Source organism: Paenibacillus sp. FSL H7-0940 (assembly GCF_037979415.1).
Classification (GTDB): domain Bacteria; phylum Bacillota; class Bacilli; order Paenibacillales; family Paenibacillaceae; genus Paenibacillus; species Paenibacillus amylolyticus.
In genome coordinates this window covers 1,141,764-1,164,334 of the sequence record NZ_CP150280.1, presented here as the reverse complement: position 1 = coordinate 1,164,334, position 22,571 = coordinate 1,141,764, and the positions used below count along the sequence as shown (strand labels likewise).

Here is a 22,571-nt window from a genome sequence, read left to right as displayed (position 1 = left end):
GACTTTCTTTCGCGTAGACCACATCGGGCGGTATGTTATGGCGCTGATAAACAACGTGAAGCATGTACGCTTCCCCACCCGCCCGAATTAGTTTTTTGCGTCTTCAACCATCTCGTCATCGACGCCGAATCCGGACAGCTTAGCGATTTCCTCCGCCATCTTAGCGATCTCACCCGGCAGCAACGCCTTACCTACGCAATCCACGTCATCACTCGCGCCGTAATGTGCCTTGAGCGCCTTATCGTTAAAGTCCGGATCAACGCAAGCCATCGAAATCATAACGTAGCTGAGCGTCGTTGAATCCACGTTGTCCTTGCCCGTTGTAGCGCGCAGTCTCGCCTTTGTTGTCTCCGCGTTAGTCAGCGCCTTGATCGTAAATGTCGTTTTAAGTCGCGGAATGTAAACCTCTTTCGTAACGTCCAAATTCGCACCTAACAACGCCTCTAATCCTTTTGCCATATATGTCAACCTCCGATTATTTTCGTAATTAAAAACGGACCACCCGAAGGCAGTCCGCTAGTTTTGTTGCGCTGTTATGACGGACGGATTGCGTCCAGAATTTCGTAACCGGAGAACACAAACGTATACTCCTGCTCAACAATCGAGCCAACTTCGTAATTTACAACCGGAATCCGGTCGAACGTTACGTTTTTCAGACGTACGCGATACGCACCGAACGCTTCCGGGTCGTCGATTTTAACGATAAGCTCCGTAACGTACGGCGAGCTGACATCGTCGGTGACTTGCGCCATCTTTTCGATCCACTCGGACGTAACGAGGTAACCGTTAATCGATCCGCTACCTTTGAGCGTAGTCGTCTTGTTGCCGAGCCAGCGCGTGCCGGCCAGCTTGATTTCTTCCATGCCGATTTCGATATTCGCTTCCACGCTGGTAACGTTAGACAGCCATTCGCCGTCTTGGTCGAACAACTGACCGTAGTTACCGCTGATAACGCGTTTTGCATCCAAAGTCATTCTCTCACCGCCTCGATTAGATATTTACCGTGATAAAGATGCGTTCCATTGTGTCGGTTTCCATATAGCTAACCGCAAGGAAAACGGAGTCTCCTACGCTTGGCCGTTGCGGATCGAGCATTACAACGGGATTCGTAAGAACAGCCGCGCCTAACGATTCCAGGTACGCCTTAACCGCGACCATCAACGTAGCTTGACCGTCCGCGTTATTCGGAAGCTTGCCGATGTAACTGTCGGTAGCTGTGCGCGAGATATCATTCGTGACCGCTTGCTGCGTGCGGATCGACTTGATCTTGAGGCCGCTTGTTACGAGACCCTGCTCGATCTTCACCTTCGCGCCATCATTCGTAAATAACAGCGATCCGGCCGCCAATGCTGCGACTGTCTGCGAATTGGTCAAGCGCTTCGTCACGTCTTCAAGCGGCAATTGATCGTAGGTAATCGACTCGCTAATCGGAGTCCCTGCGATGTCGCCCGCAACGTAAGGCGCGTACTCAGCCGAAGTGTACGTAACGCCGCCTACAATACCGCCACTGATTACGTTGACGATGTAGTCGTCTTCGTTTAGCGTCGAACGTGCGTTACCGAGCGCAGGATCGGCGTCTGATGCCGCGTCTCCGCCGATTACGACGATAAAGTGTTTACCTTCGTCACGATTGCGCGCCACCCACGTTTTAGTTGCGGCTTGTTGCGTAGCGTCGAACTCTCCGTCGAACACGAACACGTTAAACGGACGCGCATCGAGAGCTTCGCGCATGTCAACGTAGTCATCCGCAACGGCCGTATCCGGCATCGTGTAGACGAGAACGTCCTTAGCGCCGCCAGCTAACGCGAGTAGAACGGATTGGATATTCGCGCTACCGAACAGCTCAACCGCTGCGGCTTCGGATTCAACCGTATAGAACGATTTCTCCACCGCTGTGCCGGCGTATGTCAGAAGCGGAATTGCGACTGTACCGAGCGTGCCTCCGCTAATCTGTGCGGCTGCTGCTCGGACAAAGCGCATGTAAATACCGGGACGTGTCGGTAAATTTGATGGGTCCCAAGTTGCCATGCAATGACCTCCTTTAAATTGAAAAGAGCGCCCGGATGGACGCCCTAGTTAAATCGTGAATTAACGTTTTGAATAAGCGGATACGACTGCTGTGTACGTGATTGGCGCGAGGTGATCCGAAGTATGCCGAGTGTTGCGTAGCCCGCGTTAGTGGTCGCTGCCTTATCGGTATCCGTCCGCAGGGGCTGCGAGTAGTTCAGCGCGTTCAGACGTGAGCCTGTCGCAACGATCCGTTGAGCATCGTATATCGCGTTACTGAGCGCGTCCATAACGGGGAATGCCGCTTGAGGATTCGCGCTGTAATAGATCACCTGATAATCGCGCTCTATCCGGTAGTGATACGCAGTCTCATCCGTACGTGACTCCATTAAAAAGCGCACGACAAAAAGGCCCGGCGTAGGTTGCAGCGGGACCGTTTGCTTTTCGACTACTGCGCCAGGAACGACGGACTTGATAAACGCTTCGATGCCGAGGATTTCGTCGATGATTGCGGCCATTATAACCGCCCCCGTTTAATCGCGGCTTTAATTTCGCCTTCGAAGATACGCGCCCATTCCGCCTCATTCTCCTCGGCAGGTACCGCCAGATAGCGCGGAATCGTTCCGGACGTTGTCGGATTCTTAAAAGAGTCGCCGTACTTCTCCGGATACGTATCGTGGATGTACGTTGCGTAGTCAAACCGCCGACCGCCGCGCATGGTTACCGCCGTTGACGTAATCTCACCGGTCCACGTCTTTCCGTTATGCGTGACTTCCGTTTCAATGCCGCGTCTCAGGTCACCCGACTTAAGGGGCGCTAAGTCCGTGGCCTGGCGTTTCCATTCGTCCATAACGTCATGTGTGCCGGTCATTGCTCCGTCTTCAATTGCGGCGGTCAAGCGCTCCTCGTATCGGCGGGAAAAGCGACTCACCAATCGCCGTATAAATCCGCCTCCGCGCCCAGTATCAAAGTCTATGCGGTTACGCGCCATCAGACGTTCACCTCCGTTAATCCGGGGCGGCCGCTGTACATGCGCTTAGGCTTGATTGCAATAGGTTTGCGCGCGATCGTAACACCCAATTCGTTCGTATACGTTATCGTGTCGTCGTACGATATATCCGGTAGCTTATCAAGCAAAATCGTCATGCTGGAAACGGCCTCCTCTCCGAAAGTGTTGACGACCGTCTTCGTCTGTTCGGTAACGCGCGCTTTGTATACGACAACAACATCGTCAGTCTTGTCGCCCCATCCGTCACTTGCGCCAGCCTTCGTAACAGTAATCGTTTGATTCATCGCTACTAACGGCATTACAAGATCACCGACTTCCATGCGCGGCGAGAAATCTTAACGCCGTTCTCTTCGCCGATTAGATCAAGCGCAACCTGCGGTATCTTCTTGCGCATATCATCGTAGGGCATCGACGTTGTACCGTCCTTGAAATTAACGTTGAACACTCCGGTCAAGCCGAACGTGGATACGCCTTGCTGCTGCATCCGGAGCATATCGTTGTACATAATCGCAAGCACGTTCGCAAATTCGTAGACAGCCGCGTTAGGTATCGTGTATTTCGAATAGGCGCGAGTCAGCGTTGATCCTGCGACATTTAACATTCGTGTTTTTTTCGCGGTATCGCTGGCCGTCCAATCCTCGATATCAATACAGTTCGCGTTGATGTACGCATCTGCGTCAGGTATTACGTAGTTCATCCGCCACACCTCCGTTTATTTTGCGGAGGACGTAGCGTTAGCTTTGCGCTTAGTGGTTGCCGGAGCTTTAGCGGGTTTGTCTTCCGCTTCCACTTCGTCCACTTGCGCAGGTTCCTCCGTATCTGGTTCCGCGTCCGATAAGCGGTTAAGTACCGCTACTTCTTCCGCAGTCTTTGCGTCATATACGCCGCCGGAAAACTTACGTTCTACGCCGTTAACGTAAAACGCGAGTTCCGGATAGCGTGATTTATACTTTGCCATCGTAAAACCTCCGTATTTAACGGGAGCCTCCGAAAAGACTCCCGGCTATTTGCGGTCGGCTTACGCCAAACCTTTGATGCGTGCGTGCGCTTGTTCTTGGTGCAGCTCGAACGTATACTCGCCGACGATCATACCTTGGTAGTAGTCTCCTTTTTTACCGAGGTACTCGTGTTGGAACTCACGACCATTCAGGTTACGGACGCTCGCGCGGTTTTTATCGACGATGAATACTTCGGTTGCAGCCAAGTTATCGTTGATGGATACCGGGAACTCACCGAAGTCCGTAGTCAGTTGGGATACAACCGTACCACGACGTTTATCATTTTGATCGATACGCACCTTGTCGTCACCGAACGCGGAGACTACGCGTTTTTGTTTCGCAGGAACGATGATCTCGTACATACCACCTGTTGAGAATCCGCCTTTTGTATAGACTGCTTGCAGGCTATCGTTGATCATGTCGAGGCTTAGCGCTGCACCAGCCGCGTCTTTAACGTTGGTCTGGATCAAGCTGCGCAGACCGGCCATTTGGCGTACGCTACCGTTTTCGTATTTGATACCGTTGATCAACGCTTTCTCCAATTGCAACGCGAGCTCAAGCTGTTTCTTCGATTGCTCGTACGTATACATGTCGGAGATACCGTAGTTAGCTACTGCCGCGGCTGTGCCGGTGATTTCTACAGTGTCCGTGAAGATTTGGGTGATGTTAGACTTACGCTCACGCTTTTTGAAACGCGCATCAATAGCATCGCGACCTTCCACACCTTCTGTGAATTGGAATTGAACCGGCGCATTAGTTGTAGCGGCCGCTGCGGTAGTGCCTGCGTATCCACGCGTAACAGTCAGCGTTTTAGTTCCTACGTTGATCGCGGTAACTTTCAGGAGCTCCTCGCCCAATTTAACTACGTCGTTAACGCGGAAAGGCTCAACGGATGCAACTACGACTGCAGTTGCGCTATTAGCGATATCAGCTGTGATTGTGGACTCTGTTGCAAACATTGCGTCCTCATACCAGTTATGCTCAACTTGACTAACTGCGCCCGCAAATCCTAGCATTGCAAGCATTGGTGTTTGGTGTGGGTTCAAAAGCAAAATCTGCTCTGTTACGGATTCCGGCTTACCGATCAAATCAGCGTTAAAAATCTTAGTCATTGTGTGTTTCCCCCGTTTAAAATTATTTTTTTTGTAAACAAAAAGGCCATCCGTTTTCAGATAGCCCTTAGCTCAGTTCTCTTTTTAGTTGTGTAAACTTGGCTACAGCTTCGTATGTGGGGTTCTCACGAACCTTCTCCGCCGCTTCTGCCAGTAGTTGTCCCTTCGTCTTCAACGGCTTCGCTTCTCCACCAGAAGGCTCACCGATTGTTCTCGGTTCGACCGGTGCTTGCTCGACCATGTACGGATTATCTTCGATCAGCGCCTTAACCGCGTCCTGAAGCCCTTTTACGTTGCCGTCACCGTCTACTTCTACCGCGGATAGATCGACGAGTTTCAGCGCAGATTTTACGGCGTCAGGACGCAATTTAAGCTCGCGGGCAACATCCCGGAACTCCGCATTAATAAGGCGCTGGTTAGCGGCTGATAGTGCGTTTTCTTTCTCTTTCTCGGCTGCCTCAGCGCGTTCTAACGCTTTGGTGCGCTCAGCTTCGGCTCTCTCAGTTGCGGACATCTCCGCTTTCTGCCGTTCTTCCTCCGCGCTCTTTAACTTGGTGAGCTCGGCTTTCAAATCGTCGTAGTCTCCGTACTTCTTTCGCTCTCTTGCGAGTCGATCCGTTACTGCTCGGTCCATGTCCTCCTGCGTAAATGTCTTCGTTGGCTGCGGATCAGCCGGCGGGTCTTGCGGAGTTGGTTCCGGATTCGGGTCGCCTTCTGCGAAAAGTTGCAAGTTCATCGGATACTTAACGTTTTTCATATCGTTTCCTCCCGCGTTTTAGCGCCGCGTAGCGCATAGTGTCCGTCAGTTTAACGACTTATCGTAGGTCGTGTTACGTTAGTTACTCCATAGATCGATCTTGACCTGCGATGCGACCAGCGTCTTAGCTACGGCCGCGCTAGTGGTTAGTTTTGCGATACATTGTAGGTCTCCGTCGATAAACGAATCGGTCACGTCCGCAAGCGCGCCAACTTGATCGTCATTTTGTACGTATACATAAACGCGTCTGCCGGTCGAAGCTGCGTATTGTTTACCGGTAAATAGACGTACGGTCAAGTTCTTGCTGTTCTGGCCTTCGTCGCCCGCCATATTTACGGTGAAGAACGCCATCTTCGTCGGATAGTCCGTGTACGTCCCGTCTGCCTTATATGCGCGGATGATTCCGCTCGGCTGGTTGACGTTGTGGAAAAACGTTATTCCCGCCTTGCTGTCCGCGCTCTTAATGCCAATCTGCGCCGATATCTGGATGTTACCGTTAAACTGTAGGCCTTCGATTGTGTACGAAATCTCCGTAAACTGCGTACTGTTGAACGTTGCGGTCGATTTTAACTCAACACTACTTGCTGCGGTCGCTGCTGTCGTCAAACGCAATAATCCACGTCCTGGCGGCGGTTCAAATGTCGGTGTGCCCACGGTTGTTAACCACGATGGTAGCGCGCCATCCAGAAAGTTAGCGCATAGTTGTTTGTGTATCTTGCCGCTCGGTATCTCCTTACCGTCTAGTCCGCGATGTAACATTACGCCACCTCCGTATGGATGAGTCCGACGTTAGTGTCCGTGTTGTAGTACACGTAAATGTTTCCGTCCAATACGGATACCATCATCGACTGCATGTTCGTCGTCTCCCAAGGCAACGTCGGAAATGGTACGAGGTCGATCGGTCGATGGAGTAGCTGCCGCAAGTCCGGACTAATCCGGGCAAGGGCCGGTCGAGCTACGGTTGTTTCGCCTCCGGACGCATATGCGGACATCATCCCGAGCCACCACATTTGACCTCGGTACATAAATAGTCCCGCGTTAGACCGCGAAAAGTTCTCTCCGTAGGTGAGAGTTGCGTCGTTACCGCCGAGCATTGCGCGCGGATCAGAGTACCAGAATTTCCCGTCGTTTGAGTAAGATATCGCTTTGCGGCCATAATCTCCGCCGCCCATAACGCTGTATCCTACCCACTTTTCCGCGAACTTGAACACGGCAAAATAACCGGTATGGCCATCACCTGGGTATCCGTCCGGTTTATCAAGTACGATTCCTATTCGCGTCCAGGTCAACATATCGGGAGATGTCGCGAGTAGCGTAGATTGATTGATGCCTGCGCCTGATTGCTGGTAGTACATATAAAACAGGCTATCTTTTTCGTTGTAGACTACGAATGGCGTCTCGGTCGAATTTCCCACGACGGTATCAACGTATATCTCTCCGTAGTTCTTGAACGGACCTTTCGGATCATCCGCGTAAGCGAGTCCGATGCCTCCCCGCGCATTATGGTTCGTCGAAAATGTCGCGTAGTACTTGCCGAGCGCATTCGGAATCAGTCCGTCAACCTTGATTACGCGGAACCAATAGATACTCGACTTTCCGGACATCGCCGCAGTGAATATCGGAGGACCTTCGAGCTTCGTAAACTTTGGTGTGTACGATTCAACTTGCGCACCGAATCCGTATGGCGCGACGCCGTCGTTCGCTTTCTTGGCGGTGATAGCCGCCTTTCTTGCGCTGTTCCTTGCGATCGTGTCACGTCCGGCCATTAACCGACACCTCCGGGAATAACGCGAACATACCCGCGGTAGGCTGAATTGCCACTAATAGAAAGCGTGGTAAACGGATCTACGCGCTCATCTAATGCATCGCCCGCCTTAACCACCGCTACAAACTTCCCGGCTGTTACGGTAATGTCCGCTGTTCCATCGTTAAAGACTACGATGTAGTTTGCGGTGTTCTTGATTGGTACGTTCGCCGTCCCCGTTCCTGAAAACGGATCTCTTGCGATTGGGTCCGCCATCTAAATTCCTCCTCCGATATTTTCCGGATTGCGGACCGGAGAAAGCACGTGACGACAGCGTGGGTGGAATATTTCTCGACGAGGTAGATCGCCTACATACGGATAATCTCCGGGAGCATCCGGTGTTAACTTTACGATGCGGCCTTCCCAGTTACGACACGCATCCTTTGCGCCATGACTCGATATCTGCGCGTAATAAACGTCACGGCCAAGCGCCTCATTAATCGTTGCTTCGCGCTGTGTCTCGGACATCTTCGTGAGTACAACTGTCTCAACGTAGACTTCCGGTTTCCAACGCCGTCCTGCAGCGTCGATAATGCCGGTGTCAGCTGCCTGGCCGAGCGTGTTTCGGAGACGGCTTAGCGCGTCAGCACTTATTGTCCGCGAGCTGTTAACGCCTTGGCCGAGATTGGCGCGCATAGCCTCCGCAATTGCCTGGCGGATACTCATACGCGTTCTGCGGTCCATGTTTTGCGTAACTGCGAGAAGGTCCGCGTACGTGTCCGCCTTGGCCGCGTTTAACATGGCGAGGTTGATGCGGGTGAGTTTAACGTCAGACACCGCGCTTCCTAGGCCGAGTGAAATGAGTACCTGGCGCATTCCGTCTTTGGCCGCTTTAGTTAGCGCCTCGTCAACGTGCTTCCGTGACTCCTCGTTAAGCTCGGCGAGTATCTTCGCGGACTCTTTCGCGGCCACATCGCCATTCTTACGGGAAAAGCCCAACGTAAATAAGCGTCCGACTGCCGCACTCACTGCGGATTTCGCACGCTTAAACGCGTTGACTATTTTCGATACCGGCCGCTCATCCATTGTTAAACACCGCGTCCGCTGACATTGAATCCGCTATGCCGCCGACGCGCGTTTCATCTTCGTCAATACGACGGATAGTTTCCTCGGCCTCGGCGTCAGTCACTCCGTCAAGGTCTTTAATCGCGTCAGTAACGGACCATGTCGCTTTGTTTCCGGTACGTATTTGCGCTGTTTCGGCGGCTTCCTTTTCATTACGCGGAATGCCGTCGCGCCACCCAATCGCTGGATATACCGGTTCGTAGCTTCCGAATGTCTCTACGCCTTTGTTCGCAATGTTTTCGAGGACCATCGCCTTCCATAACGCGTTTCTAACTGCGCGGTCAACGTGTGTCCGGATACGTTCGACTTTTTTGAGGATCGGCATAAAGCGCGCTTTAATCGCCGCGCCATCCGTATGTGACGTGCCAGTTCCGCCGCTGTCCGCCGTAATCGTTGTACCGAATAGCCATTGCGGAGTTTCCGCCATTTGATAAACGAGTCCGAGCAAGTAGTCGAGCTCCTTAAACGCGCCGTCAAGCTGCGAGTTCCACGTCATGTAGCCCGGCGTTACGTCCTCTTTCTCAAGCGGAATGTACTTACCGCCACCAACGCGGACCGTATCACTTCCGTCGTCGTCAATATCCGGACCATATGCGGTCGGGTCGCTGTGTTTCCACAGGATATAATCGATCTGTACAAGCCGGTCGTTAATCGCGGACAGTACGCTCTCCATCTTCTCTACCGTTGATATCCCGTACCAGTGGTCGTCCGTCGTTTTATGCGGAATGTGGTCAACGTTAAGGTGCGCTGTCCCTGTTTCCACAACATCTGCCTCGCGTCCAGTCGGAACCTTTTCGCCAACGATATAAATCGGAATAGCCACGTCCTCTGACGCGTCCACTCCGTTCTCAATCAACTTGTAGCGTTCGTATACGATATAGCCCGGTATGTGGCGCTCAACGTTAAGGTACGGCGTTTCTGTCGACGGTACGCCGCGGATAAAGGATATTACGCCGCTTGTGCGTTCGACTTCCCACTCAACCCACGCGATATTAATCGCTTTGAACCGCTTCTTAGATCCCCGCGCCAATTCCGGAAAGACGATCGATGGATCAACCGTTTCTATAATAGGCTCTGGCTTCGTAGGCGGCACCGTCAATCCGAGTTGCAGAGTCTCCGTAAAGTCATCGCGGAATCCATAGCGAGTCTTAATAAACGAGTCGCCGCGATAACCTCCGCCGATTGTCGTCTCGTGAATCATCTGGTTCAGGTCGTTTTCCTCAACGATAGAGTCAATTCGCGCCTGTTCCGTTGACTTCGGACCCTTGCCGCTGTTATATGTTGGCCTCTCGCCTACCAGCAAATCCGCCGGCTTTGTTACGAGGACGTCCACGATATTCACCGCGATAAACAACGTCTTAAGCTGCGCGGCGTGTGGCGTGTCCCGTAACAGCGCGGAAGCCCGATCGTAAATCTCAGCGTGACGTCCCGCGAATATCTTACGGCCACGCTCGTACTTAGCTAGGCGGTGTATTTCCGTTTGTGGCGGATATTGAGCGCCTGGATAAAACAGCTTCGTTTCCTTCACCGTATAAAATTCGGTCAATTTGCGTCCTCCTTTCCGTTACATTCCCCGCGGTTTCTTGCGGATTTTCTTGCGGCCTGATTTCGCAATGCTTACGGCCATTTCAGCAGCGTCCGGCAAATCGTCGTGGCTCCCGGTTCCGTAATACTCGAATTGCTCAATTAAAAGCGCGTGCCTCTTCGAAAACTGTATCGCGCCACCTTCAATATCCGGTAGCATCGCCTCAATCCGCAGCTCTTTACGGCTCCGCTGGTGTATTTCCTTAACGCGAGTCCCCGCCGGATATCCCGCAGCTCTTAGCGCCTCTTTTAGCTTCTGTACGAAGAACTCCTGCGCCGCCTGCGCCTCTGCCGCAATTCCAATCGGCTGATACCGCATAACCTTCTCGACAATAACGCGGATAAACTCGTCAGGCTTAACGCGTTCCCCATACGCATCGATTACGTACTTGGTACCGGTCTTCTTATGCCGCGCGATCGTAACAATAGCGGAATAGTCGCCGCGCTGTTTACCCATCGCAAAGTCAACGCCAGTGTAGACGTCCGACTCCCGCAAGATTGCGTCAAGCTCCATTTTTCCGTCCCAATACGTGAATGACTCCGGATTAAATACCATCGATTCCTCGTCGACCGGATTGTTCTGATACTCCGTGTTAAACGCCTTCGATCCGTTGTCCCACTTGAATTTCATCAAGCGCCATATCGGTTGTGCTTCCGGCCACAATACGGTAACCCCGCGATCCATTTCCGCGCGATTAGCTTCGTAAAGCTCTACTGCATCCTTGGCGCGTGCTTCTTTCGGTCTGTCCGGATCTTTATAAACGAGCCGACACGCTTCCCACAAGTCCATACGCTCAGGCCAATCGATAACTGCGCGGTAAATACGACTTTTAAAGTCGGCGCGATTATAGAGAACGTCAACGAGGAGCGCTTCGTGATGGACCGTTGTTCCCATGTAAACGAAGGCCGTCCGTTTCCCTTTCGGATCGCCGAGCGGTACGACGGTCTGTGCGAACCAATCGCGCAGCTTCTTACGCAAGTCCGGCGTTGATGCATTACCGCCAGGCCGCGCATCTTCCAAGTCATCACATACGATTAAGTCCGGCCGAACACCGTTCCAGTTACGTCCGCGGAGCGCTTGGCCGGTTGATGCCGCCTCCACCTTCGTAAGAAGCTTCTTCGTTCCGTCTTCGCGCGGTTCCCATGCGATAAATTCCGAACTGTTGTCCTTCGGATTCTCTTGTTGCTTCGGACTTAGTAGCGGGCCGAAGTCTGCGCGCAGTTTAACGTTGCTTTTAAGCTGCATCGCGATCCAATCGAGGTTGCCGGAGCTGACCGTTGGCGTATCCGAAATAATAATCTCGTATTTGCGCTTCCTATACGCAATCTCTCGCAAAGGGAAGCCCTTGGATAAATACGTTGATTTCGCGTGAGAACGGGGCGCCGCCACCGCAACCTTATCGTTTGTCGTATCGTTGGATACATCGTCCATAATCACGGCAATTTCACGGTGAAATACAGGCGCAAACTCCGCGTCCGTAATATCGAAGCCGTCCCAATTTCCGTCGTTGCCGGGATTCCGCGCTTCTGAGAAGTATTCAAGCGCAAATTCGATTAGGTCCGTTTCGCAGCGGTGTATTCGTTCTAGGCGTTCATACTCCGCAAGCTGTGCGTCAATGTCCGCCGCATCATCCGCTGAAAGATCGGCGATATCTACGCCTTCGAGCACGTCAAGTAGCGCGGAAAGATCGTTCAGTCTCTCCCCGCGTTCATCTCTTCCGATCCATTTTCCGTTAGTCCATGCTATAGATATCGCCTCCCTTCGTAGTTACGTTGAATTTGCGTAGATTTAGCGTGTTTAAGCGCTGACCCTAACGGATACACTCCGGAGAGGTGAAACGCGCTATTTTGACGGTGATTTTACGTGAATATTTACGATACGGCTGATAGCCGCGCCATAAATAGCTTCTGCCGGACTGTCCGCATACCCAAACCACACGTTTAACTTCGGCCCATCGCCTTCTATGCGTGCGACATATTCGCGCTCGTCTTGATCGTACGTTACGGTTACGCTATAATTAGCGAATACTTCGTCTAAGCTGGCGAAATGCTTGCGGAACTCTGCGTACCTGGCCGCGCTATCCATATCGAACCAACTTGCGTAGTTCATCTTCGTAATCCCTCCGTAAAGTCCAAAGTTAAAATTTGATACGCGGATGGTAAATGTGCCTGATCCGGCCGCCCGCGGCGGGGGCCTTGGGGGTCACCGCTTCACCGCACTAACGCTTCGCAGACACTTCAGTTTATTCATCCGCAATGCATAATCGTAATCATCACGTTTAATCACCGTTATACACGGACATATTCACATAGTACGTATTTTGCGTAATAGTCCGGTCCGCAAACCCGCGCCACATCAACGTTTATCCACGCTGCATAAACGCGCTTTATACATCGCATATGCATTTCCAGTTAATAAAGCGTATAACCCGCGGTGCTATGCGGATTACACCCGTTAGTAGCTGGAAGATTATGCGCCTATTTCCCGTACCCTACCCGCGCCTATATGCGGCCGTTATGCATCGGTAATTCACCGTTATACAGGCGGATGCATAAAACGTCGCGCTTTAACGTAGTGAAGTCCGAAAGTTTCACACTGTACTGCGCTAAAGTGGCGCGCTGTAGGTAAAACGCGGCCCAGTCGGACCCAGTCGCTTACTCTCGCGCATTTCCCTTCATATAATGACGCCTTATTCCGCCTCATCCGACTTCACACGTTTGATCGTACTAATACGCTGCATCAACGCATCCAGATCGGTTGCTCCGCTATCCTTCGTTTCCACTTCGACTTTATCCGTAAGCAATCCGTTAATCTGTAACGCCAATTTCGCCATTGCTGCGTTACCATCCCGCATAGCAATCGTAGATAACGAGTCGATAAGTTCCGGTAACTTGTCTTGGCTGTTGCGCACCATCTGACGCTTTAACTCCGCTTCGAATACGGGATTCTTCTTCCACTCGAATAACGTTGACCGATGTACTCCGATAATCTCCGCAAGCTCATCGTATGTCTTACCACCGCGCTTAGGTTGCGCCATCCACGCTATTGCATCGTGTTGTTCCTGCGTTAATTGCTTCGCCATAACTACGTCCTCCTTCCGTGTATTTAACGTAAATAGCACGCCTTCCTACGCTCAGGCAAGGCGTAAGATAGACGCGCTATTTGTACGTGATTATTACGTATTTCTACGTCTCCATTCGTCAAAGTCATCGATCCACATTACGATAATAAAGAGCGCCGGAACATACGGTATCAGCACAATCAATCCGAGATTCTTCGTCACTTGTATGAATCCGTTGCGTGATTGAATAGCGTTAGGAATGTACGCGATTAATACGACAAGTACTAACGCAATATGAACGCCTAATATAACGAATAGTACGTTTAACATACGTTCTCCCTCCGCTCACTTAGCGTTCGCTTAACGTATGTGAATCCGCGTTATTTTGTACTACATGAGGTACTTCGAGGAATAAGCTTCTTGACTACTACAAGCAAGGTTTGAGCTTAAGGAATGCTTCGTCACTGCGTTCCTAGCTCCATCGCCTGACGGCTCTGGAACATATAATTGATGACGCGTTATTCAACATGTTCACAAGGACCTGCTCCTGGTCCGAAGTGTCGGGCCGCTCCTGCCCGAATGTCTGTAGTGTCTCGCGTACCTTTACTGCGCGGTAAATCCCGTTATCTAAGACTAAGAATAAATTTGACCCCCTAAAACGCGCAAACCCTTGCGGCAGTAAGGCGGAGGCCACTTTTTTCGTGTTCGCGTTTTTACCGATGAAAGGCCGTTTTTGTTCGCGTTTTTACCGATGAGAAATTACGACGCCCGTTTTGCGAAGTTATTTCGGATGGAAAACATCTCCCGTAACGTCGCGTCAGGCTGTCCGCTTCTGCGGTAGAACACGAATGGGTTGATCTTGTAATAGCGCGACTTCCCGTAAATCACCTCGGCAAATACGTACTGATCGCCAAAGCGCAAGTTACGCAACTTCGTATATACCGATTTCTCCGTAATGTTCGTCAACCTGGCGATATCCTCTTTCGTAAGCGGCAACGTATTCTCAACGTCACGCTCGTAAGGATTCGCGCAGATCGTATTCGTTTCGAGGTGGATATGCGGAAGCAACTTGTACACGAAGCCGAGATCCTTCGCGTTAACCTCCGTATATAGCTCCTTCACCTTCGCAACGAACGTTTTGATGACCGCCGTGTTATCCGTTTTACCTTGGAAGTGGTAGCGCGGATTAAGCCGGTACTTGTCGCCCTCCTCTTCAATCACGCCAGCCTCCGTTGTCTCCCGTAGGAAGTGATGCAGCGTTGTCCGTCCGATCTTGAGCGTACGCATCATATCTTCGCGGCTCATTGCGGATTTGTCCGGATTCTCAAGGATCGCGTCGTAATTAACGAAGCATTGCAAATAAAGAAGGTACCCGCAGTGTTTATCGGATACCCTCTCGATTACTTCGTCAATATTGCGCATCTGTGTCACAGTAAATTCCGCGCTGCGTCCGTTATGTATCTTAGCGTATGCCTCACGTTGTGCTGCGCTTGTAACGCGGTCACCGTCCGCAAGGACTGCGGTACGTTCGTGTATTTCGCCCGTTGTCGGGTCAATTAAGCGTTTATATTGGGCCATTATAGAGGCGCCTCCTTAACGTTGGATTAACGTAAGGGTGTGCGGAGTATACCCGCATCGTTCGTAACCTTAACGCGGTGGAAAAGTACTCTCCCCTTATTGCCCGTAAAGTAAGGTGTTTTATCGTGTTTTTCAGTGATAAAATTATAAATAATTTCAGGAAATCTGCGCCAATTTATCGTATACTTTTCATATGAAAACGCTAATTACAGACACCGAATTGTTAACCGCCGCCCTCGCACAAGTCCGCGTTACTATCTACGAACCCGGCGCCCACACGATCGCAGATTACGGCGGCACCGTCGAAAAGTATATGCCAGACTACGTTAAGATCGCTGGCACGTATTTTAGGCGCGACATCTTCGTATTCAAGACACAAAAAGACCGGATTATCTCCGGTCCCACCTTCGTATAAAGCGTAATATCTTCCGCCATTTTCGAGCCAATCCCGTCTGCCACACGATCCTCCGCACATCAACGCGCTTTTTCATCCGCTGCTCCCACTTTTACCTCGACCCACTCGCCGCTCGCTACCTTTACGTAACTCCGCCCGCCCATCCGCTTACCTACCGCAAATAACCGCTTATTCATCCGCTAGTACCTCCTTACGCGCATCGTTTAAGTTACGTAACTTCGCTATCTTACGCGCGGCTGTGTAATCCGCGTCATTAACGATCGATTCAACCATGCCGACGAATGTTGCGTGGATTAGCGCCCGGCGATGTTCAGGCGCATCCTCCTCCGTATAACTGTTGCGTAATATTGATGCGTATGTCTCCGTACTCATTTTCCGCCCACCTCCCGAAAGTATTCGTTAACCTGGCGATCGAGTAGCGTATGGCCGCGGATAATCCAGCGAGTTTCGCCTGTGTACGTGGCTGGTGTTGTCATGCGGGCGACTGCGAAGGTGCCGCGGTCGAATCCGAACTTAGCAAAAGGCTTAGCGCAGATTACGCGTTTGGTCGGCGTATTAGCGTTGCCCGTGCCGGCGCATCCGTAGCAGACGTAGGTTTCGTTGTAGCGGCCAGAACCGTCGCAACGTTCGCATTTTACATGTGTAATATCAGTCATCAATTACGCCTCCATTGTCCCGTTTAGCGTTCCATTTATAATCCCAATATACTATGTCCCGTTTAACGTGTCAATACATTTTGGCACTTTTAACGTGACGAATTTTACGCTATACTAAACGTAGGAGGTGGCAATCCAATGTCCACGTATAAAGTCCGCCTCAAACTCGACGAGCTACTTAAAGAGCGCGGCATAGGCGATCGTGAGTTCGGCCGCTTAACCGGAATACGCCGTACGTCTGTCGGTGAGATGCGCGCCAACAAGACGCTGCGGCTACCGCTTGATAACCTCGCGATAATGTGCGAAGTTCTTGGCGTAGAAATAACGGATATACTCGAACTAGATAAGGGGGAAGCGCAATGAGTAACGACTGGAAGAAAGAGTGGAAAGGTGCCGATGTTCATAAGCGCGTTAATATCGTATTAATGGGCGTGCTCGCCGCCGGCTTGTGGGTCCACGTTGTCTTAATCGCGCTTGGAGTAGAATATTGATCGTAAACAACGAAAGCGCCCCGGAATGAGGCGCTTCTTTTCGTTATGCTGCTGTGGGCATTTCGGTACCATTCACGTCGTCCTCGCTGCCTCCTTCAAGTAAGTACTTCTCAAGAGGACCGTTAAATTGGCGCTTGTCTGCGCGATCAGACGGAAGTCTAACGTAGTCCTTATGAGACTCCTCGCTATCCATTCCAGGTTTCGGCTTAACGTATCGGTTACCCTCGATCTCCATGTCATAGTTATTTCTTTGGGGCGCGTAAAAAAGAACTTCTTTGTCGTTAACTCTCCGCCTCATTTGACGGTCAGAGAACACGTCTGCGGGCATCTCAGGCGCAAGTATCCAAGTAGCTAACCTTTCCAGTTGGGTACTATCTGGCATCTTGCCGAATTGCTCGAAGTGTTCTTCTGTAAGCTTAGCCGCCCACATACTTCGTTCTTTTGAGTCTAAATATGCGGTATGAGGGAGTTCGTATAAATTATGCAATAAGAACAAAATCTGTAGCCCACTCTTTTCGTAGCAACAAGTAGCTTTTCGTACTTCCTTAACAAGCCAACCTAGACACACATCCGCCTCAAACAGCTTGTTTACATCTATAAGTTTCACGCCACCACTCCTCACTATATCCTTGTGATTCAGCGATTTTTAGTATCGCTCTATATACTCGGTCGTTCACTGTGTTTTGAGCACATCCTAGCTCTGACGCCGCCTCTTCCTGCGTCATTTTCTCCATGTAGACATAGTAAAGTGCGCGCTTCTGCTTTGGAGTGAGCCTAGCCTCTTCCAGTGCACCAATAAAGTCTAATACAACGATAAGCGCGTCATAGTCTCCCTCGGTGACCGTACGCTCCCACAACGAATGGTAATCTTCGAGTATAGCGCGTATTCCAAACGGATTGTCCATCGGATACTTAAGATCGTATTGACGCTCCAAACGCCATAAGTCTACGGTAACTGCGCCCATCTACAGACCGCCCCATTCCGATTCAAACTCGCGAATAACATCGCGGCATTCGAGACACACTTTTCCGTTCTCTTTCGTCTTATACAGCTTCTCTCCGTGAATAAGTTCGCGATAACAATGTGCGCACTCTCTTACGCGGAGCTCACCGTTATATTCAAGTTCCGTAGCTAGGTAATCGTCTCCGAACTCCTTCACGCCAAATCCGCTCCCTTTTAACGATGAGAAGGCGCAGGCCGTGCGGATAATCTCGCGTTAACAAGACACCGCCAGGCCCACCGCTCCTCTATCGTGAATTTTTCGAATACTTACGTTTTCATACGTATGAACGCGTAATCCCCAACTCATTATCTACGTACTGTTCCTCGCAAAATCCGTCGTGTGTCTTCGCACCGCTTGCGTAAGATGTAACGGAATGGATGCCGCGCTCAATCGGTTCGCCGCAATAGGCGCAGTAACCAACGATCTCCACGTGTTCATCTGGCGGCTGGAAACGGTCAAACGCGCTCATTACGCCGCCTCCGATAAGGATTGCGATAAAGCTACGTTAAGTTGCTCGGCGAGCGCAATACCGATTAAGTAAGAGACGCGCGATGCGACTCCGTTGCCAACGATGCGGTATTGCGCGGATAGAGAGATTGATTCCGGAAGAACGTACGAGTCAGGTACGGACTGGATGCGGAGGCACTCGCGGACCGTGAATCTGCGCGGTTGTGTAGGATGAGGCTTAGACTGACCCTCGCTCGCAACCGTTAGTGCAGCTTCGTCGGTTCCTGCTCTGGCATAGTTCTGCCAATAAATATCGCCTAGTATTTCAGCTGCCCTGCGTGTGCTCACTCCTTCACCTTTTGGCAGTTTAGGCAAGTATTCTGCATCTGTCTTCAATCCGTTAGGTTTCCGGTGATTGTATGTGTGCGTATTTGGTTCCGGTAAATCCCCGATTACATCACGTAGAACCTGCGTTCGATAATCTTCCGGTCGTGGCTCCGGAAACTCGAACGTTAATCCGATATCATTACGAACGCCTACGATAAACACGCGCTCTCTCTTTTGGGCGACCCCGTAATCCCACGCGTTAACCAGGCGCCAGGATACGCTATATCCGATCTCCGCGAACTTAGCGAGCAACGCGTCGAATGTCGGGCGGTGCTTTTTCGTGAGCAAACCCTTCACGTTTTCAAATACGAAGGCTTTCGGTTGTTTCCGCTCAATAATACCGAGATACGTCCATACGAGTTTGCCGCGCTCACCCTCTTCGCCGTCTCCCGTTCCAGCAACGCTATAGTCCTGGCACGGCGGTCCTCCTGCGAATATATCTGCGTCAGGGATCTGCGCTTGGATTTCGTCGCTCGTAATGTCGCCACAAACTACGTAATCGCCGAGGTTGTAGGCGTAAGCTTCCGCCGCGCGCTTATCGAAGTCGTTTGCGAATGTAATATCGTAACCTGCCGCCTTGAGTCCGACGGCCATCAGACCGCCGCCACAAAAGAACTCGGCGACCGTAAGGCCGTTCGGAGGTAATTGCGGTGTGACGTTATAATTTCGGATGGTCATCGTCTCCTCTCGTCTCTTCCGTATCCTTCCGTTTCTGCAACGGCGTCCGATCGTCGTAATCTAATCCGTCTAACGCGTCGTATCTACCCGCCTGATATCCGGCTTGATAACCTTTGCGCCACTCTTCCGCGATGTTAAGCGTAGTTTTCGTAGTCATGCCGCATCACTTCCGCTCAACTGGCGCTCTTTTCCTGGCGAGCGCAGTGAGTCGATGATCTCGTCAATCTGCGCGTACAGCTCCGGCAAGCCCGCATCGTTTACGACCGTGAAGTCCGCGCTGTAATCATCGAGCGCAGTCTCCGTGCCGTGCGTAAGGTCGCGGAGGTTAAAGCGGTCGCCTGATGTAACTGCGCGATGGATGCGGAGGGCTTCCGGTGCTTCGACGCGGATGAGGACGTAGCCGGCGGCTTTCAAGCGTTCAGCCTCGTTTAACTGGCGTGTGTCGGTGATGACTGCGGGAATATTATCCGGATCGCTGAACGATAACCTGTGCGCGTCTACGTTCTCGAAGCAAGCGTCGATCCATACGTCCTCTCCGTAATACTCCCGCATGAGCTGTCCGTGCATTTGGTAGCCGACGCGTGGTTTAGGATCGCGTGGGATCTCCGGATAGCGGCGGTGGAAATCACGCTTGAGCTCGTCTCCGAATGCGAACGCTGTGTATCCGTATTTTGCCGCGAGATAGTCTGCCAGCGTGTCTTTCCCGCTACGAAGGCGTCCGATTAAGCCGATGTTAGGTAACGTACTCATTCCGCAGTCACCTCCGGTTTAATTACGTAAGCTTTAACGGAGAACTTAGCGCGAATCTCCGCCTTCACATCGTCAGCGGCGCGCCAACCTGCCCGGCCATCTACCGCTCTCGTAACGGCCGCTTTCGCCATGCCTTCCGTGTAATAAGCGGCTCGGGCGGCGTGTTTGTACGGAGCGCCTCCGTAATAGAGAACGTATACCGCGTGTTCCTTCGCCATATTACGCCACCTCCTTCCGGGGCTCTGCGCTGTCTGATTCGGCTTCGCGGGAATCGTCTGTAACGGATAAATCGTGCTCGAACGCCCAAACACATCCATCTGCGCGCCAGGACTCGTCGCTACAGTACAGTACGCCATCTTCTGCGAAGGATACTACCGGCCCTGATGAGCCGCGAGCGAACGCCGAACTTCCCGTTGCTTTAACGATATCCCCAACGCGAACCTCCGTAGGCTGCGGCGCGCTAACGTACTCTTCCGGAATCTCCAAGCCGAGCGCACGTCTCAACGCGATAGCTTTTCCGATCCATACGTTGAACACGTCTCCTGGCGTACATTTGGCGATGCCGCGCGTGATCTTACCGTCAATTGTGCAACGGATGATTGCGACTACCGTTCGTTTATCGCGGTTAACAACGTACTCTACCGTATGCATCGCGGTGTAAAGCGTCGGTTTATTAGCACGCGGCCAGAACTTTACGGAATCATTCGGCACTTGAGTTCCCGCAAACTTCCGCAAGTCCGCCACGTCCTCCTTCGCACGCTTAACGATGTCATCGCGCTTTCTCTGGCGTGCTTCCTTCGCACGTTGCGCCAAAGCTGCGGACGCTTCCGCAACTGTGACGGAGGGACGTTCCTGCGCTACTCTACGCGGAATAGGCTTAGCGCTGGCTACTTCGAGCATTGTCACGCGTCTTTCGAGCGAAGCCACTCGCGTCGTCAACTTCGCGATGATTTCGGCGGCTTGGTCAGGCGCGGGCTTGGCGGATAGGAGTGGCACCGGCCCCGCAAATTTGGCGGAGGTTAGCGGTTCGAGTACGCGGTAATCACGCTCAATATCCGACACTTGATCGTTTCCTACGAAATACGTCGCGCTATCGTAGTCAAACGTATCGCTTCGTCCAATCTGCCCGACTACACCCGGCGGAATAGCGTGGCACATGTGGTCGCTTACGACAATCACACGCTCGCCCGCCGCAGCTTTCCGATCGACCATGCGGAAGCGGGTTCCGTTGATGCGGACGATATCGGTGGGATATAGCGCGAGGTAACCGTTGACTGCGTCTGGTTTACCGATACACGCCCGCTCTCCGTTCTCGAAATCCGCCCACGCGTCGTCATCACCGTCAAACTCGGTTACTACGCCGATATCTCCGTCTTCATAAAATCCGCGCAAACTGCCCGTAACCTTAATCCGCTCACCAACGCACGCCTTCCGCTTAACCTCGCGATATTCACGCTCAACTCCGCCGAGGCTTTCGTCTTTCAATACGGTAACTCCGGTTACTTTTTCGTCCAATATGCGCAGCCCCTTTTCTCCGTAAATGTGGCGTTCTCCGTTCGCGGCCTCTACGATGAATACCCGTTGATTATCGCGCGTGACCGTCTCCCCGCGCTTGCCGACCGAAGACAACACCGTTACCACATCACCGTCTTGCGGACGTGTGCGATAATCCTGTTCAGACGGTACGGCCGCGTCAGGACATCCGAGTTGATTCGCCAGCGCTTCGAACGAGGACCAACGTTGTAACCTGTTAGTGATAACCGCTTTTCTTCCGTTAATGTTCGTCATATAAAATCCGCTCCCTTATCGTTTAGTTTTCGATTTTAACGCGTACTTTCTGGCGGCCAAACTGGCGCGCCTCCTTTTCTGACGCGACTAATACGTCAAGCTTGCGGCCTTTAATCAAACCTCCGGTGTCTTCCGCAATCGCCGCGATCTCCGTCCCGTCTGCCAAACGGATCGTAAGCGGAGTGTGTAATGCAATCACGCGCTTATCTACGGCTACGACGCGTCGTCCTTCGTGTGTGATCGTGTTGCGTACGTCGAGTTCCGTATAAGTGAAGCCGCTGCATCCTTCGGAACACATCGCGGTATATGCGGTCGCTTCGTACGTTGTCCATTTCGCAAGTTTGCCTGTTACCTGCGAAGAGACTGCGGACGGTTGCGGCGGTTCCCGCGTAGCTATTCCGTTGATTGCGCTGATTCCGACTGACACTGCGATGATGATCTGCGCGATAATATTTAGCGAGATTACTTCGCCTCCTGTCCGCCGAAATGTGCGTCAATCTTAGCGATGAGAGATGCGCGGGCTTCTTCTGGCGTGATTTTAACTAGATGCTCCGGCTTGAACGCTTCGAACACCGCATACCCGAGTACTGGCGAAAACACTCCGATCGGATAAATTGCGCTTTGTGCTCTCGCAATTTCGGAAACCATAACGATCTCATTTTCTTCGAATCGCCCTCCGTCAGGCCCGTCAACAACCCGCGCATAATCTCCGACTTTCAGACGCGATTCCTCGGCGAGCTGCGCTTCGAGTTGCGCGATTTCAGCCGTGAGAGTTGCGAGTTGGGTGCGTTTGGTTGCGAGGATGTCCATGGTTCCGGCTACGTAGGTCAAGTCTTCGTTAACCTTTATGCACTCACGTTCATCACCCGCGTCATCATGAATGTAATACGCATACGGAGTCTCTCGTTCAATTTCGTATACTTTACCGACTGTTACGTCCAGTCCACCGCGTAGAGACATTAAATACTTCGCCATCTAA

At 51.9% G+C, this 22,571-nt stretch carries 34 protein-coding genes; 2 read left to right on the top strand and 32 right to left on the bottom strand.

Going from position 1 to position 22,571, the window contains the following annotated elements:
- Window positions 1-87: 87 nt before the first annotated feature.
- The 22 genes from MHB71_RS05145 to MHB71_RS05040 all read right to left on the bottom strand — a co-directional run bounded on the left by MHB71_RS05145 (window position 88) and on the right by MHB71_RS05040 (window position 16,047).
- Window positions 88-459: a hypothetical protein gene (locus MHB71_RS05145; protein ID WP_340029003.1), complete on the bottom strand. Its 372-nt coding sequence runs from the start codon at window positions 457-459 to the stop codon at window positions 88-90.
- Window positions 460-533: 74 nt separating this feature from the next.
- Window positions 534-974 (bottom strand): phage tail tube protein, encoded by a 441-nt coding sequence (locus MHB71_RS05140; protein WP_091032436.1) that lies wholly within the window; start codon window positions 972-974, stop codon window positions 534-536.
- Window positions 975-990: 16 nt separating this feature from the next.
- Window positions 991-2,028, bottom strand: a complete 1,038-nt coding sequence (locus MHB71_RS05135; RefSeq protein WP_340029002.1) for a phage tail sheath subtilisin-like domain-containing protein — start codon at window positions 2,026-2,028, stop codon at window positions 991-993.
- Window positions 2,029-2,072: 44 nt separating this feature from the next.
- Window positions 2,073-2,525: a hypothetical protein gene (locus MHB71_RS05130; protein ID WP_340029001.1), complete on the bottom strand. Its 453-nt coding sequence runs from the start codon at window positions 2,523-2,525 to the stop codon at window positions 2,073-2,075.
- Window positions 2,525-2,998: an HK97 gp10 family phage protein gene (locus MHB71_RS05125; protein ID WP_340029000.1), complete on the bottom strand. Its 474-nt coding sequence runs from the start codon at window positions 2,996-2,998 to the stop codon at window positions 2,525-2,527. Before MHB71_RS05125 ends, MHB71_RS05130 begins: the two co-directional genes overlap by 1 nt.
- Window positions 2,998-3,315 (bottom strand): hypothetical protein, encoded by a 318-nt coding sequence (locus MHB71_RS05120; RefSeq protein WP_340028999.1) that lies wholly within the window; start codon window positions 3,313-3,315, stop codon window positions 2,998-3,000. Before MHB71_RS05120 ends, MHB71_RS05125 begins: the two co-directional genes overlap by 1 nt.
- Window positions 3,315-3,713 (bottom strand): hypothetical protein, encoded by a 399-nt coding sequence (locus MHB71_RS05115; protein WP_340028998.1) that lies wholly within the window; start codon window positions 3,711-3,713, stop codon window positions 3,315-3,317. Before MHB71_RS05115 ends, MHB71_RS05120 begins: the two co-directional genes overlap by 1 nt.
- A gap of 15 nt (window positions 3,714-3,728) precedes the next feature.
- Entirely contained in the window at window positions 3,729-3,974 is a 246-nt protein-coding gene (locus MHB71_RS05110; RefSeq protein WP_340028997.1) for a hypothetical protein, read from the bottom strand.
- Between the two features lie 60 nt (window positions 3,975-4,034).
- Entirely contained in the window at window positions 4,035-5,039 is a 1,005-nt protein-coding gene (locus MHB71_RS05105; protein WP_340028996.1) for a DUF5309 family protein, read from the bottom strand.
- 154 nt (window positions 5,040-5,193) lie between these two features.
- The gene (locus tag MHB71_RS05100) at window positions 5,194-5,883 is read right to left on the bottom strand and encodes a scaffolding protein (RefSeq protein WP_340028995.1); all 690 of its coding nucleotides are present in this window, start codon (window positions 5,881-5,883) and stop codon (window positions 5,194-5,196) included.
- Window positions 5,884-5,961: 78 nt separating this feature from the next.
- On the bottom strand, window positions 5,962-6,642 hold the full coding sequence (locus tag MHB71_RS05095; protein ID WP_340028994.1) for a hypothetical protein: 681 nt from the start codon (window positions 6,640-6,642) through the stop codon (window positions 5,962-5,964).
- Complete coding sequence (locus MHB71_RS05090) at window positions 6,642-7,487, bottom strand: hypothetical protein (RefSeq protein WP_340028993.1); 846 nt, start codon at window positions 7,485-7,487, stop codon at window positions 6,642-6,644. Before MHB71_RS05090 ends, MHB71_RS05095 begins: the two co-directional genes overlap by 1 nt.
- Before the next feature lie 161 nt (window positions 7,488-7,648).
- A complete protein-coding gene (locus MHB71_RS05085) occupies window positions 7,649-7,903 on the bottom strand; it encodes a hypothetical protein (protein ID WP_340028992.1) in 255 nt (84 codons plus the stop codon).
- Window positions 7,904-8,713, bottom strand: coding sequence for a phage minor capsid protein (locus MHB71_RS05080; protein WP_340028991.1), 810 nt, complete (start codon window positions 8,711-8,713; stop codon window positions 7,904-7,906).
- The gene (locus tag MHB71_RS05075; RefSeq protein ID WP_340028990.1) at window positions 8,706-10,298 is read right to left on the bottom strand and encodes a portal protein; all 1,593 of its coding nucleotides are present in this window, start codon (window positions 10,296-10,298) and stop codon (window positions 8,706-8,708) included. The genes MHB71_RS05080 and MHB71_RS05075 overlap by 8 nt, the downstream gene beginning before the upstream one ends.
- 18 nt (window positions 10,299-10,316) lie before the next feature.
- Window positions 10,317-12,005: a phage terminase large subunit gene (terL, locus tag MHB71_RS05070; protein ID WP_340028989.1), complete on the bottom strand. Its 1,689-nt coding sequence runs from the start codon at window positions 12,003-12,005 to the stop codon at window positions 10,317-10,319.
- 174 nt (window positions 12,006-12,179) lie between these two features.
- The gene (locus tag MHB71_RS05065) at window positions 12,180-12,446 is read right to left on the bottom strand and encodes a hypothetical protein (protein WP_340028988.1); all 267 of its coding nucleotides are present in this window, start codon (window positions 12,444-12,446) and stop codon (window positions 12,180-12,182) included.
- A 580-nt stretch (window positions 12,447-13,026) separates the two neighbouring features.
- Window positions 13,027-13,419 (bottom strand): phBC6A51 family helix-turn-helix protein, encoded by a 393-nt coding sequence (locus MHB71_RS05060; RefSeq protein WP_340028987.1) that lies wholly within the window; start codon window positions 13,417-13,419, stop codon window positions 13,027-13,029.
- 93 nt (window positions 13,420-13,512) lie between these two features.
- Window positions 13,513-13,728: a hypothetical protein gene (locus MHB71_RS05055; RefSeq protein ID WP_340028986.1), complete on the bottom strand. Its 216-nt coding sequence runs from the start codon at window positions 13,726-13,728 to the stop codon at window positions 13,513-13,515.
- 429 nt (window positions 13,729-14,157) lie between these two features.
- The gene (locus tag MHB71_RS05050; protein WP_340028985.1) at window positions 14,158-14,976 is read right to left on the bottom strand and encodes a hypothetical protein; all 819 of its coding nucleotides are present in this window, start codon (window positions 14,974-14,976) and stop codon (window positions 14,158-14,160) included.
- Window positions 14,977-15,559: 583 nt separating this feature from the next.
- The gene (locus MHB71_RS05045; RefSeq protein ID WP_340028984.1) at window positions 15,560-15,763 is read right to left on the bottom strand and encodes a hypothetical protein; all 204 of its coding nucleotides are present in this window, start codon (window positions 15,761-15,763) and stop codon (window positions 15,560-15,562) included.
- A complete protein-coding gene (locus MHB71_RS05040; RefSeq protein WP_340028983.1) occupies window positions 15,760-16,047 on the bottom strand; it encodes a hypothetical protein in 288 nt (95 codons plus the stop codon). Before MHB71_RS05040 ends, MHB71_RS05045 begins: the two co-directional genes overlap by 4 nt.
- Before the next feature lie 138 nt (window positions 16,048-16,185).
- On the opposite strand from MHB71_RS05040, the gene MHB71_RS05035 reads away from it, so the two are divergent.
- Window positions 16,186-16,410: a helix-turn-helix transcriptional regulator gene (locus tag MHB71_RS05035; protein WP_340028982.1), complete on the top strand. Its 225-nt coding sequence runs from the start codon at window positions 16,186-16,188 to the stop codon at window positions 16,408-16,410.
- Window positions 16,407-16,538, top strand: a complete 132-nt coding sequence (locus tag MHB71_RS05030; RefSeq protein ID WP_340028981.1) for a hypothetical protein — start codon at window positions 16,407-16,409, stop codon at window positions 16,536-16,538. The genes MHB71_RS05035 and MHB71_RS05030 overlap by 4 nt, the downstream gene beginning before the upstream one ends.
- A gap of 43 nt (window positions 16,539-16,581) precedes the next feature.
- Here MHB71_RS05030 and MHB71_RS05025 read toward each other — a convergent pair whose 3' ends face one another.
- The 10 genes from MHB71_RS05025 to MHB71_RS04980 all read right to left on the bottom strand — a co-directional run bounded on the left by MHB71_RS05025 (window position 16,582) and on the right by MHB71_RS04980 (window position 22,552).
- Window positions 16,582-17,145, bottom strand: coding sequence for a hypothetical protein (locus tag MHB71_RS05025; RefSeq protein WP_340028980.1), 564 nt, complete (start codon window positions 17,143-17,145; stop codon window positions 16,582-16,584).
- On the bottom strand, window positions 17,114-17,503 hold the full coding sequence (locus MHB71_RS05020) for a sigma factor-like helix-turn-helix DNA-binding protein (protein WP_340028979.1): 390 nt from the start codon (window positions 17,501-17,503) through the stop codon (window positions 17,114-17,116). The genes MHB71_RS05025 and MHB71_RS05020 overlap by 32 nt, the downstream gene beginning before the upstream one ends.
- Window positions 17,504-17,698: a hypothetical protein gene (locus MHB71_RS05015; RefSeq protein ID WP_340028978.1), complete on the bottom strand. Its 195-nt coding sequence runs from the start codon at window positions 17,696-17,698 to the stop codon at window positions 17,504-17,506.
- 118 nt (window positions 17,699-17,816) lie between these two features.
- Window positions 17,817-18,011 (bottom strand): hypothetical protein, encoded by a 195-nt coding sequence (locus tag MHB71_RS05010; RefSeq protein WP_340028977.1) that lies wholly within the window; start codon window positions 18,009-18,011, stop codon window positions 17,817-17,819.
- Window positions 18,011-19,054 carry a DNA cytosine methyltransferase gene (locus tag MHB71_RS05005; protein WP_340028976.1) on the bottom strand — a complete coding sequence of 348 codons (1,044 nt, stop codon included), beginning with the start codon at window positions 19,052-19,054 and terminating at the stop codon, window positions 18,011-18,013. Before MHB71_RS05005 ends, MHB71_RS05010 begins: the two co-directional genes overlap by 1 nt.
- Complete coding sequence (locus MHB71_RS05000) at window positions 19,035-19,211, bottom strand: hypothetical protein (protein WP_340028975.1); 177 nt, start codon at window positions 19,209-19,211, stop codon at window positions 19,035-19,037. Before MHB71_RS05000 ends, MHB71_RS05005 begins: the two co-directional genes overlap by 20 nt.
- Window positions 19,208-19,804 carry an adenylate kinase gene (locus tag MHB71_RS04995; RefSeq protein WP_340028974.1) on the bottom strand — a complete coding sequence of 199 codons (597 nt, stop codon included), beginning with the start codon at window positions 19,802-19,804 and terminating at the stop codon, window positions 19,208-19,210. Before MHB71_RS04995 ends, MHB71_RS05000 begins: the two co-directional genes overlap by 4 nt.
- Entirely contained in the window at window positions 19,801-20,022 is a 222-nt protein-coding gene (locus MHB71_RS04990) for a hypothetical protein (protein WP_340028973.1), read from the bottom strand. Before MHB71_RS04990 ends, MHB71_RS04995 begins: the two co-directional genes overlap by 4 nt.
- A 1-nt stretch (window position 20,023) precedes the next feature.
- Complete coding sequence (locus MHB71_RS04985) at window positions 20,024-21,592, bottom strand: hypothetical protein (RefSeq protein ID WP_340028972.1); 1,569 nt, start codon at window positions 21,590-21,592, stop codon at window positions 20,024-20,026.
- Between the two features lie 462 nt (window positions 21,593-22,054).
- Window positions 22,055-22,552 carry a hypothetical protein gene (locus tag MHB71_RS04980; RefSeq protein ID WP_340028971.1) on the bottom strand — a complete coding sequence of 166 codons (498 nt, stop codon included), beginning with the start codon at window positions 22,550-22,552 and terminating at the stop codon, window positions 22,055-22,057.
- Window positions 22,553-22,571 lie beyond the last annotated feature (19 nt).

Excerpts from the sequence above, each read along its gene's own strand:
- MHB71_RS05145 (WP_340029003.1), bottom strand. The coding sequence starts at position 459 with ATGGCAAAAGGATTAGAGGCGTTGTTAGGTGCGAATTTGGACGTTACG.
- MHB71_RS05140 (WP_091032436.1), bottom strand. The coding sequence starts at position 974 with ATGACTTTGGATGCAAAACGCGTTATCAGCGGTAACTACGGTCAGTTG.
- MHB71_RS05135 (WP_340029002.1), bottom strand. The coding sequence starts at position 2,028 with ATGGCAACTTGGGACCCATCAAATTTACCGACACGTCCCGGTATTTAC.
- MHB71_RS05130 (WP_340029001.1), bottom strand. The coding sequence starts at position 2,525 with ATGGCCGCAATCATCGACGAAATCCTCGGCATCGAAGCGTTTATCAAG.
- MHB71_RS05125 (WP_340029000.1), bottom strand. The coding sequence starts at position 2,998 with ATGGCGCGTAACCGCATAGACTTTGATACTGGGCGCGGAGGCGGATTT.
- MHB71_RS05120 (WP_340028999.1), bottom strand. The coding sequence starts at position 3,315 with ATGCCGTTAGTAGCGATGAATCAAACGATTACTGTTACGAAGGCTGGC.
- MHB71_RS05115 (WP_340028998.1), bottom strand. The coding sequence starts at position 3,713 with ATGAACTACGTAATACCTGACGCAGATGCGTACATCAACGCGAACTGT.
- MHB71_RS05110 (WP_340028997.1), bottom strand. The coding sequence starts at position 3,974 with ATGGCAAAGTATAAATCACGCTATCCGGAACTCGCGTTTTACGTTAAC.
- MHB71_RS05105 (WP_340028996.1), bottom strand. The coding sequence starts at position 5,039 with ATGCTTGCAATGCTAGGATTTGCGGGCGCAGTTAGTCAAGTTGAGCAT.
- MHB71_RS05100 (WP_340028995.1), bottom strand. The coding sequence starts at position 5,883 with ATGAAAAACGTTAAGTATCCGATGAACTTGCAACTTTTCGCAGAAGGC.
- MHB71_RS05095 (WP_340028994.1), bottom strand. The coding sequence starts at position 6,642 with ATGTTACATCGCGGACTAGACGGTAAGGAGATACCGAGCGGCAAGATA.
- MHB71_RS05090 (WP_340028993.1), bottom strand. The coding sequence starts at position 7,487 with ATGTCCGGAAAGTCGAGTATCTATTGGTTCCGCGTAATCAAGGTTGAC.
- MHB71_RS05085 (WP_340028992.1), bottom strand. The coding sequence starts at position 7,903 with ATGGCGGACCCAATCGCAAGAGATCCGTTTTCAGGAACGGGGACGGCG.
- MHB71_RS05080 (WP_340028991.1), bottom strand. The coding sequence starts at position 8,713 with ATGGATGAGCGGCCGGTATCGAAAATAGTCAACGCGTTTAAGCGTGCG.
- MHB71_RS05065 (WP_340028988.1), bottom strand. The coding sequence starts at position 12,446 with ATGAACTACGCAAGTTGGTTCGATATGGATAGCGCGGCCAGGTACGCA.
- MHB71_RS05060 (WP_340028987.1), bottom strand. The coding sequence starts at position 13,419 with ATGGCGAAGCAATTAACGCAGGAACAACACGATGCAATAGCGTGGATG.
- MHB71_RS05055 (WP_340028986.1), bottom strand. The coding sequence starts at position 13,728 with ATGTTAAACGTACTATTCGTTATATTAGGCGTTCATATTGCGTTAGTA.
- MHB71_RS05050 (WP_340028985.1), bottom strand. The coding sequence starts at position 14,976 with ATGGCCCAATATAAACGCTTAATTGACCCGACAACGGGCGAAATACAC.
- MHB71_RS05045 (WP_340028984.1), bottom strand. The coding sequence starts at position 15,763 with ATGAGTACGGAGACATACGCATCAATATTACGCAACAGTTATACGGAG.
- MHB71_RS05040 (WP_340028983.1), bottom strand. The coding sequence starts at position 16,047 with ATGACTGATATTACACATGTAAAATGCGAACGTTGCGACGGTTCTGGC.
- MHB71_RS05035 (WP_340028982.1), top strand. The coding sequence starts at position 16,186 with ATGTCCACGTATAAAGTCCGCCTCAAACTCGACGAGCTACTTAAAGAG.
- MHB71_RS05030 (WP_340028981.1), top strand. The coding sequence starts at position 16,407 with ATGAGTAACGACTGGAAGAAAGAGTGGAAAGGTGCCGATGTTCATAAG.
- MHB71_RS05020 (WP_340028979.1), bottom strand. The coding sequence starts at position 17,503 with ATGGGCGCAGTTACCGTAGACTTATGGCGTTTGGAGCGTCAATACGAT.
- MHB71_RS05010 (WP_340028977.1), bottom strand. The coding sequence starts at position 18,011 with ATGAGCGCGTTTGACCGTTTCCAGCCGCCAGATGAACACGTGGAGATC.
- MHB71_RS05005 (WP_340028976.1), bottom strand. The coding sequence starts at position 19,054 with ATGACCATCCGAAATTATAACGTCACACCGCAATTACCTCCGAACGGC.
- MHB71_RS05000 (WP_340028975.1), bottom strand. The coding sequence starts at position 19,211 with ATGACTACGAAAACTACGCTTAACATCGCGGAAGAGTGGCGCAAAGGT.
- MHB71_RS04995 (WP_340028974.1), bottom strand. The coding sequence starts at position 19,804 with ATGAGTACGTTACCTAACATCGGCTTAATCGGACGCCTTCGTAGCGGG.
- MHB71_RS04990 (WP_340028973.1), bottom strand. The coding sequence starts at position 20,022 with ATGGCGAAGGAACACGCGGTATACGTTCTCTATTACGGAGGCGCTCCG.
- MHB71_RS04985 (WP_340028972.1), bottom strand. The coding sequence starts at position 21,592 with ATGACGAACATTAACGGAAGAAAAGCGGTTATCACTAACAGGTTACAA.
- MHB71_RS04980 (WP_340028971.1), bottom strand. The coding sequence starts at position 22,552 with ATGTCTCTACGCGGTGGACTGGACGTAACAGTCGGTAAAGTATACGAA.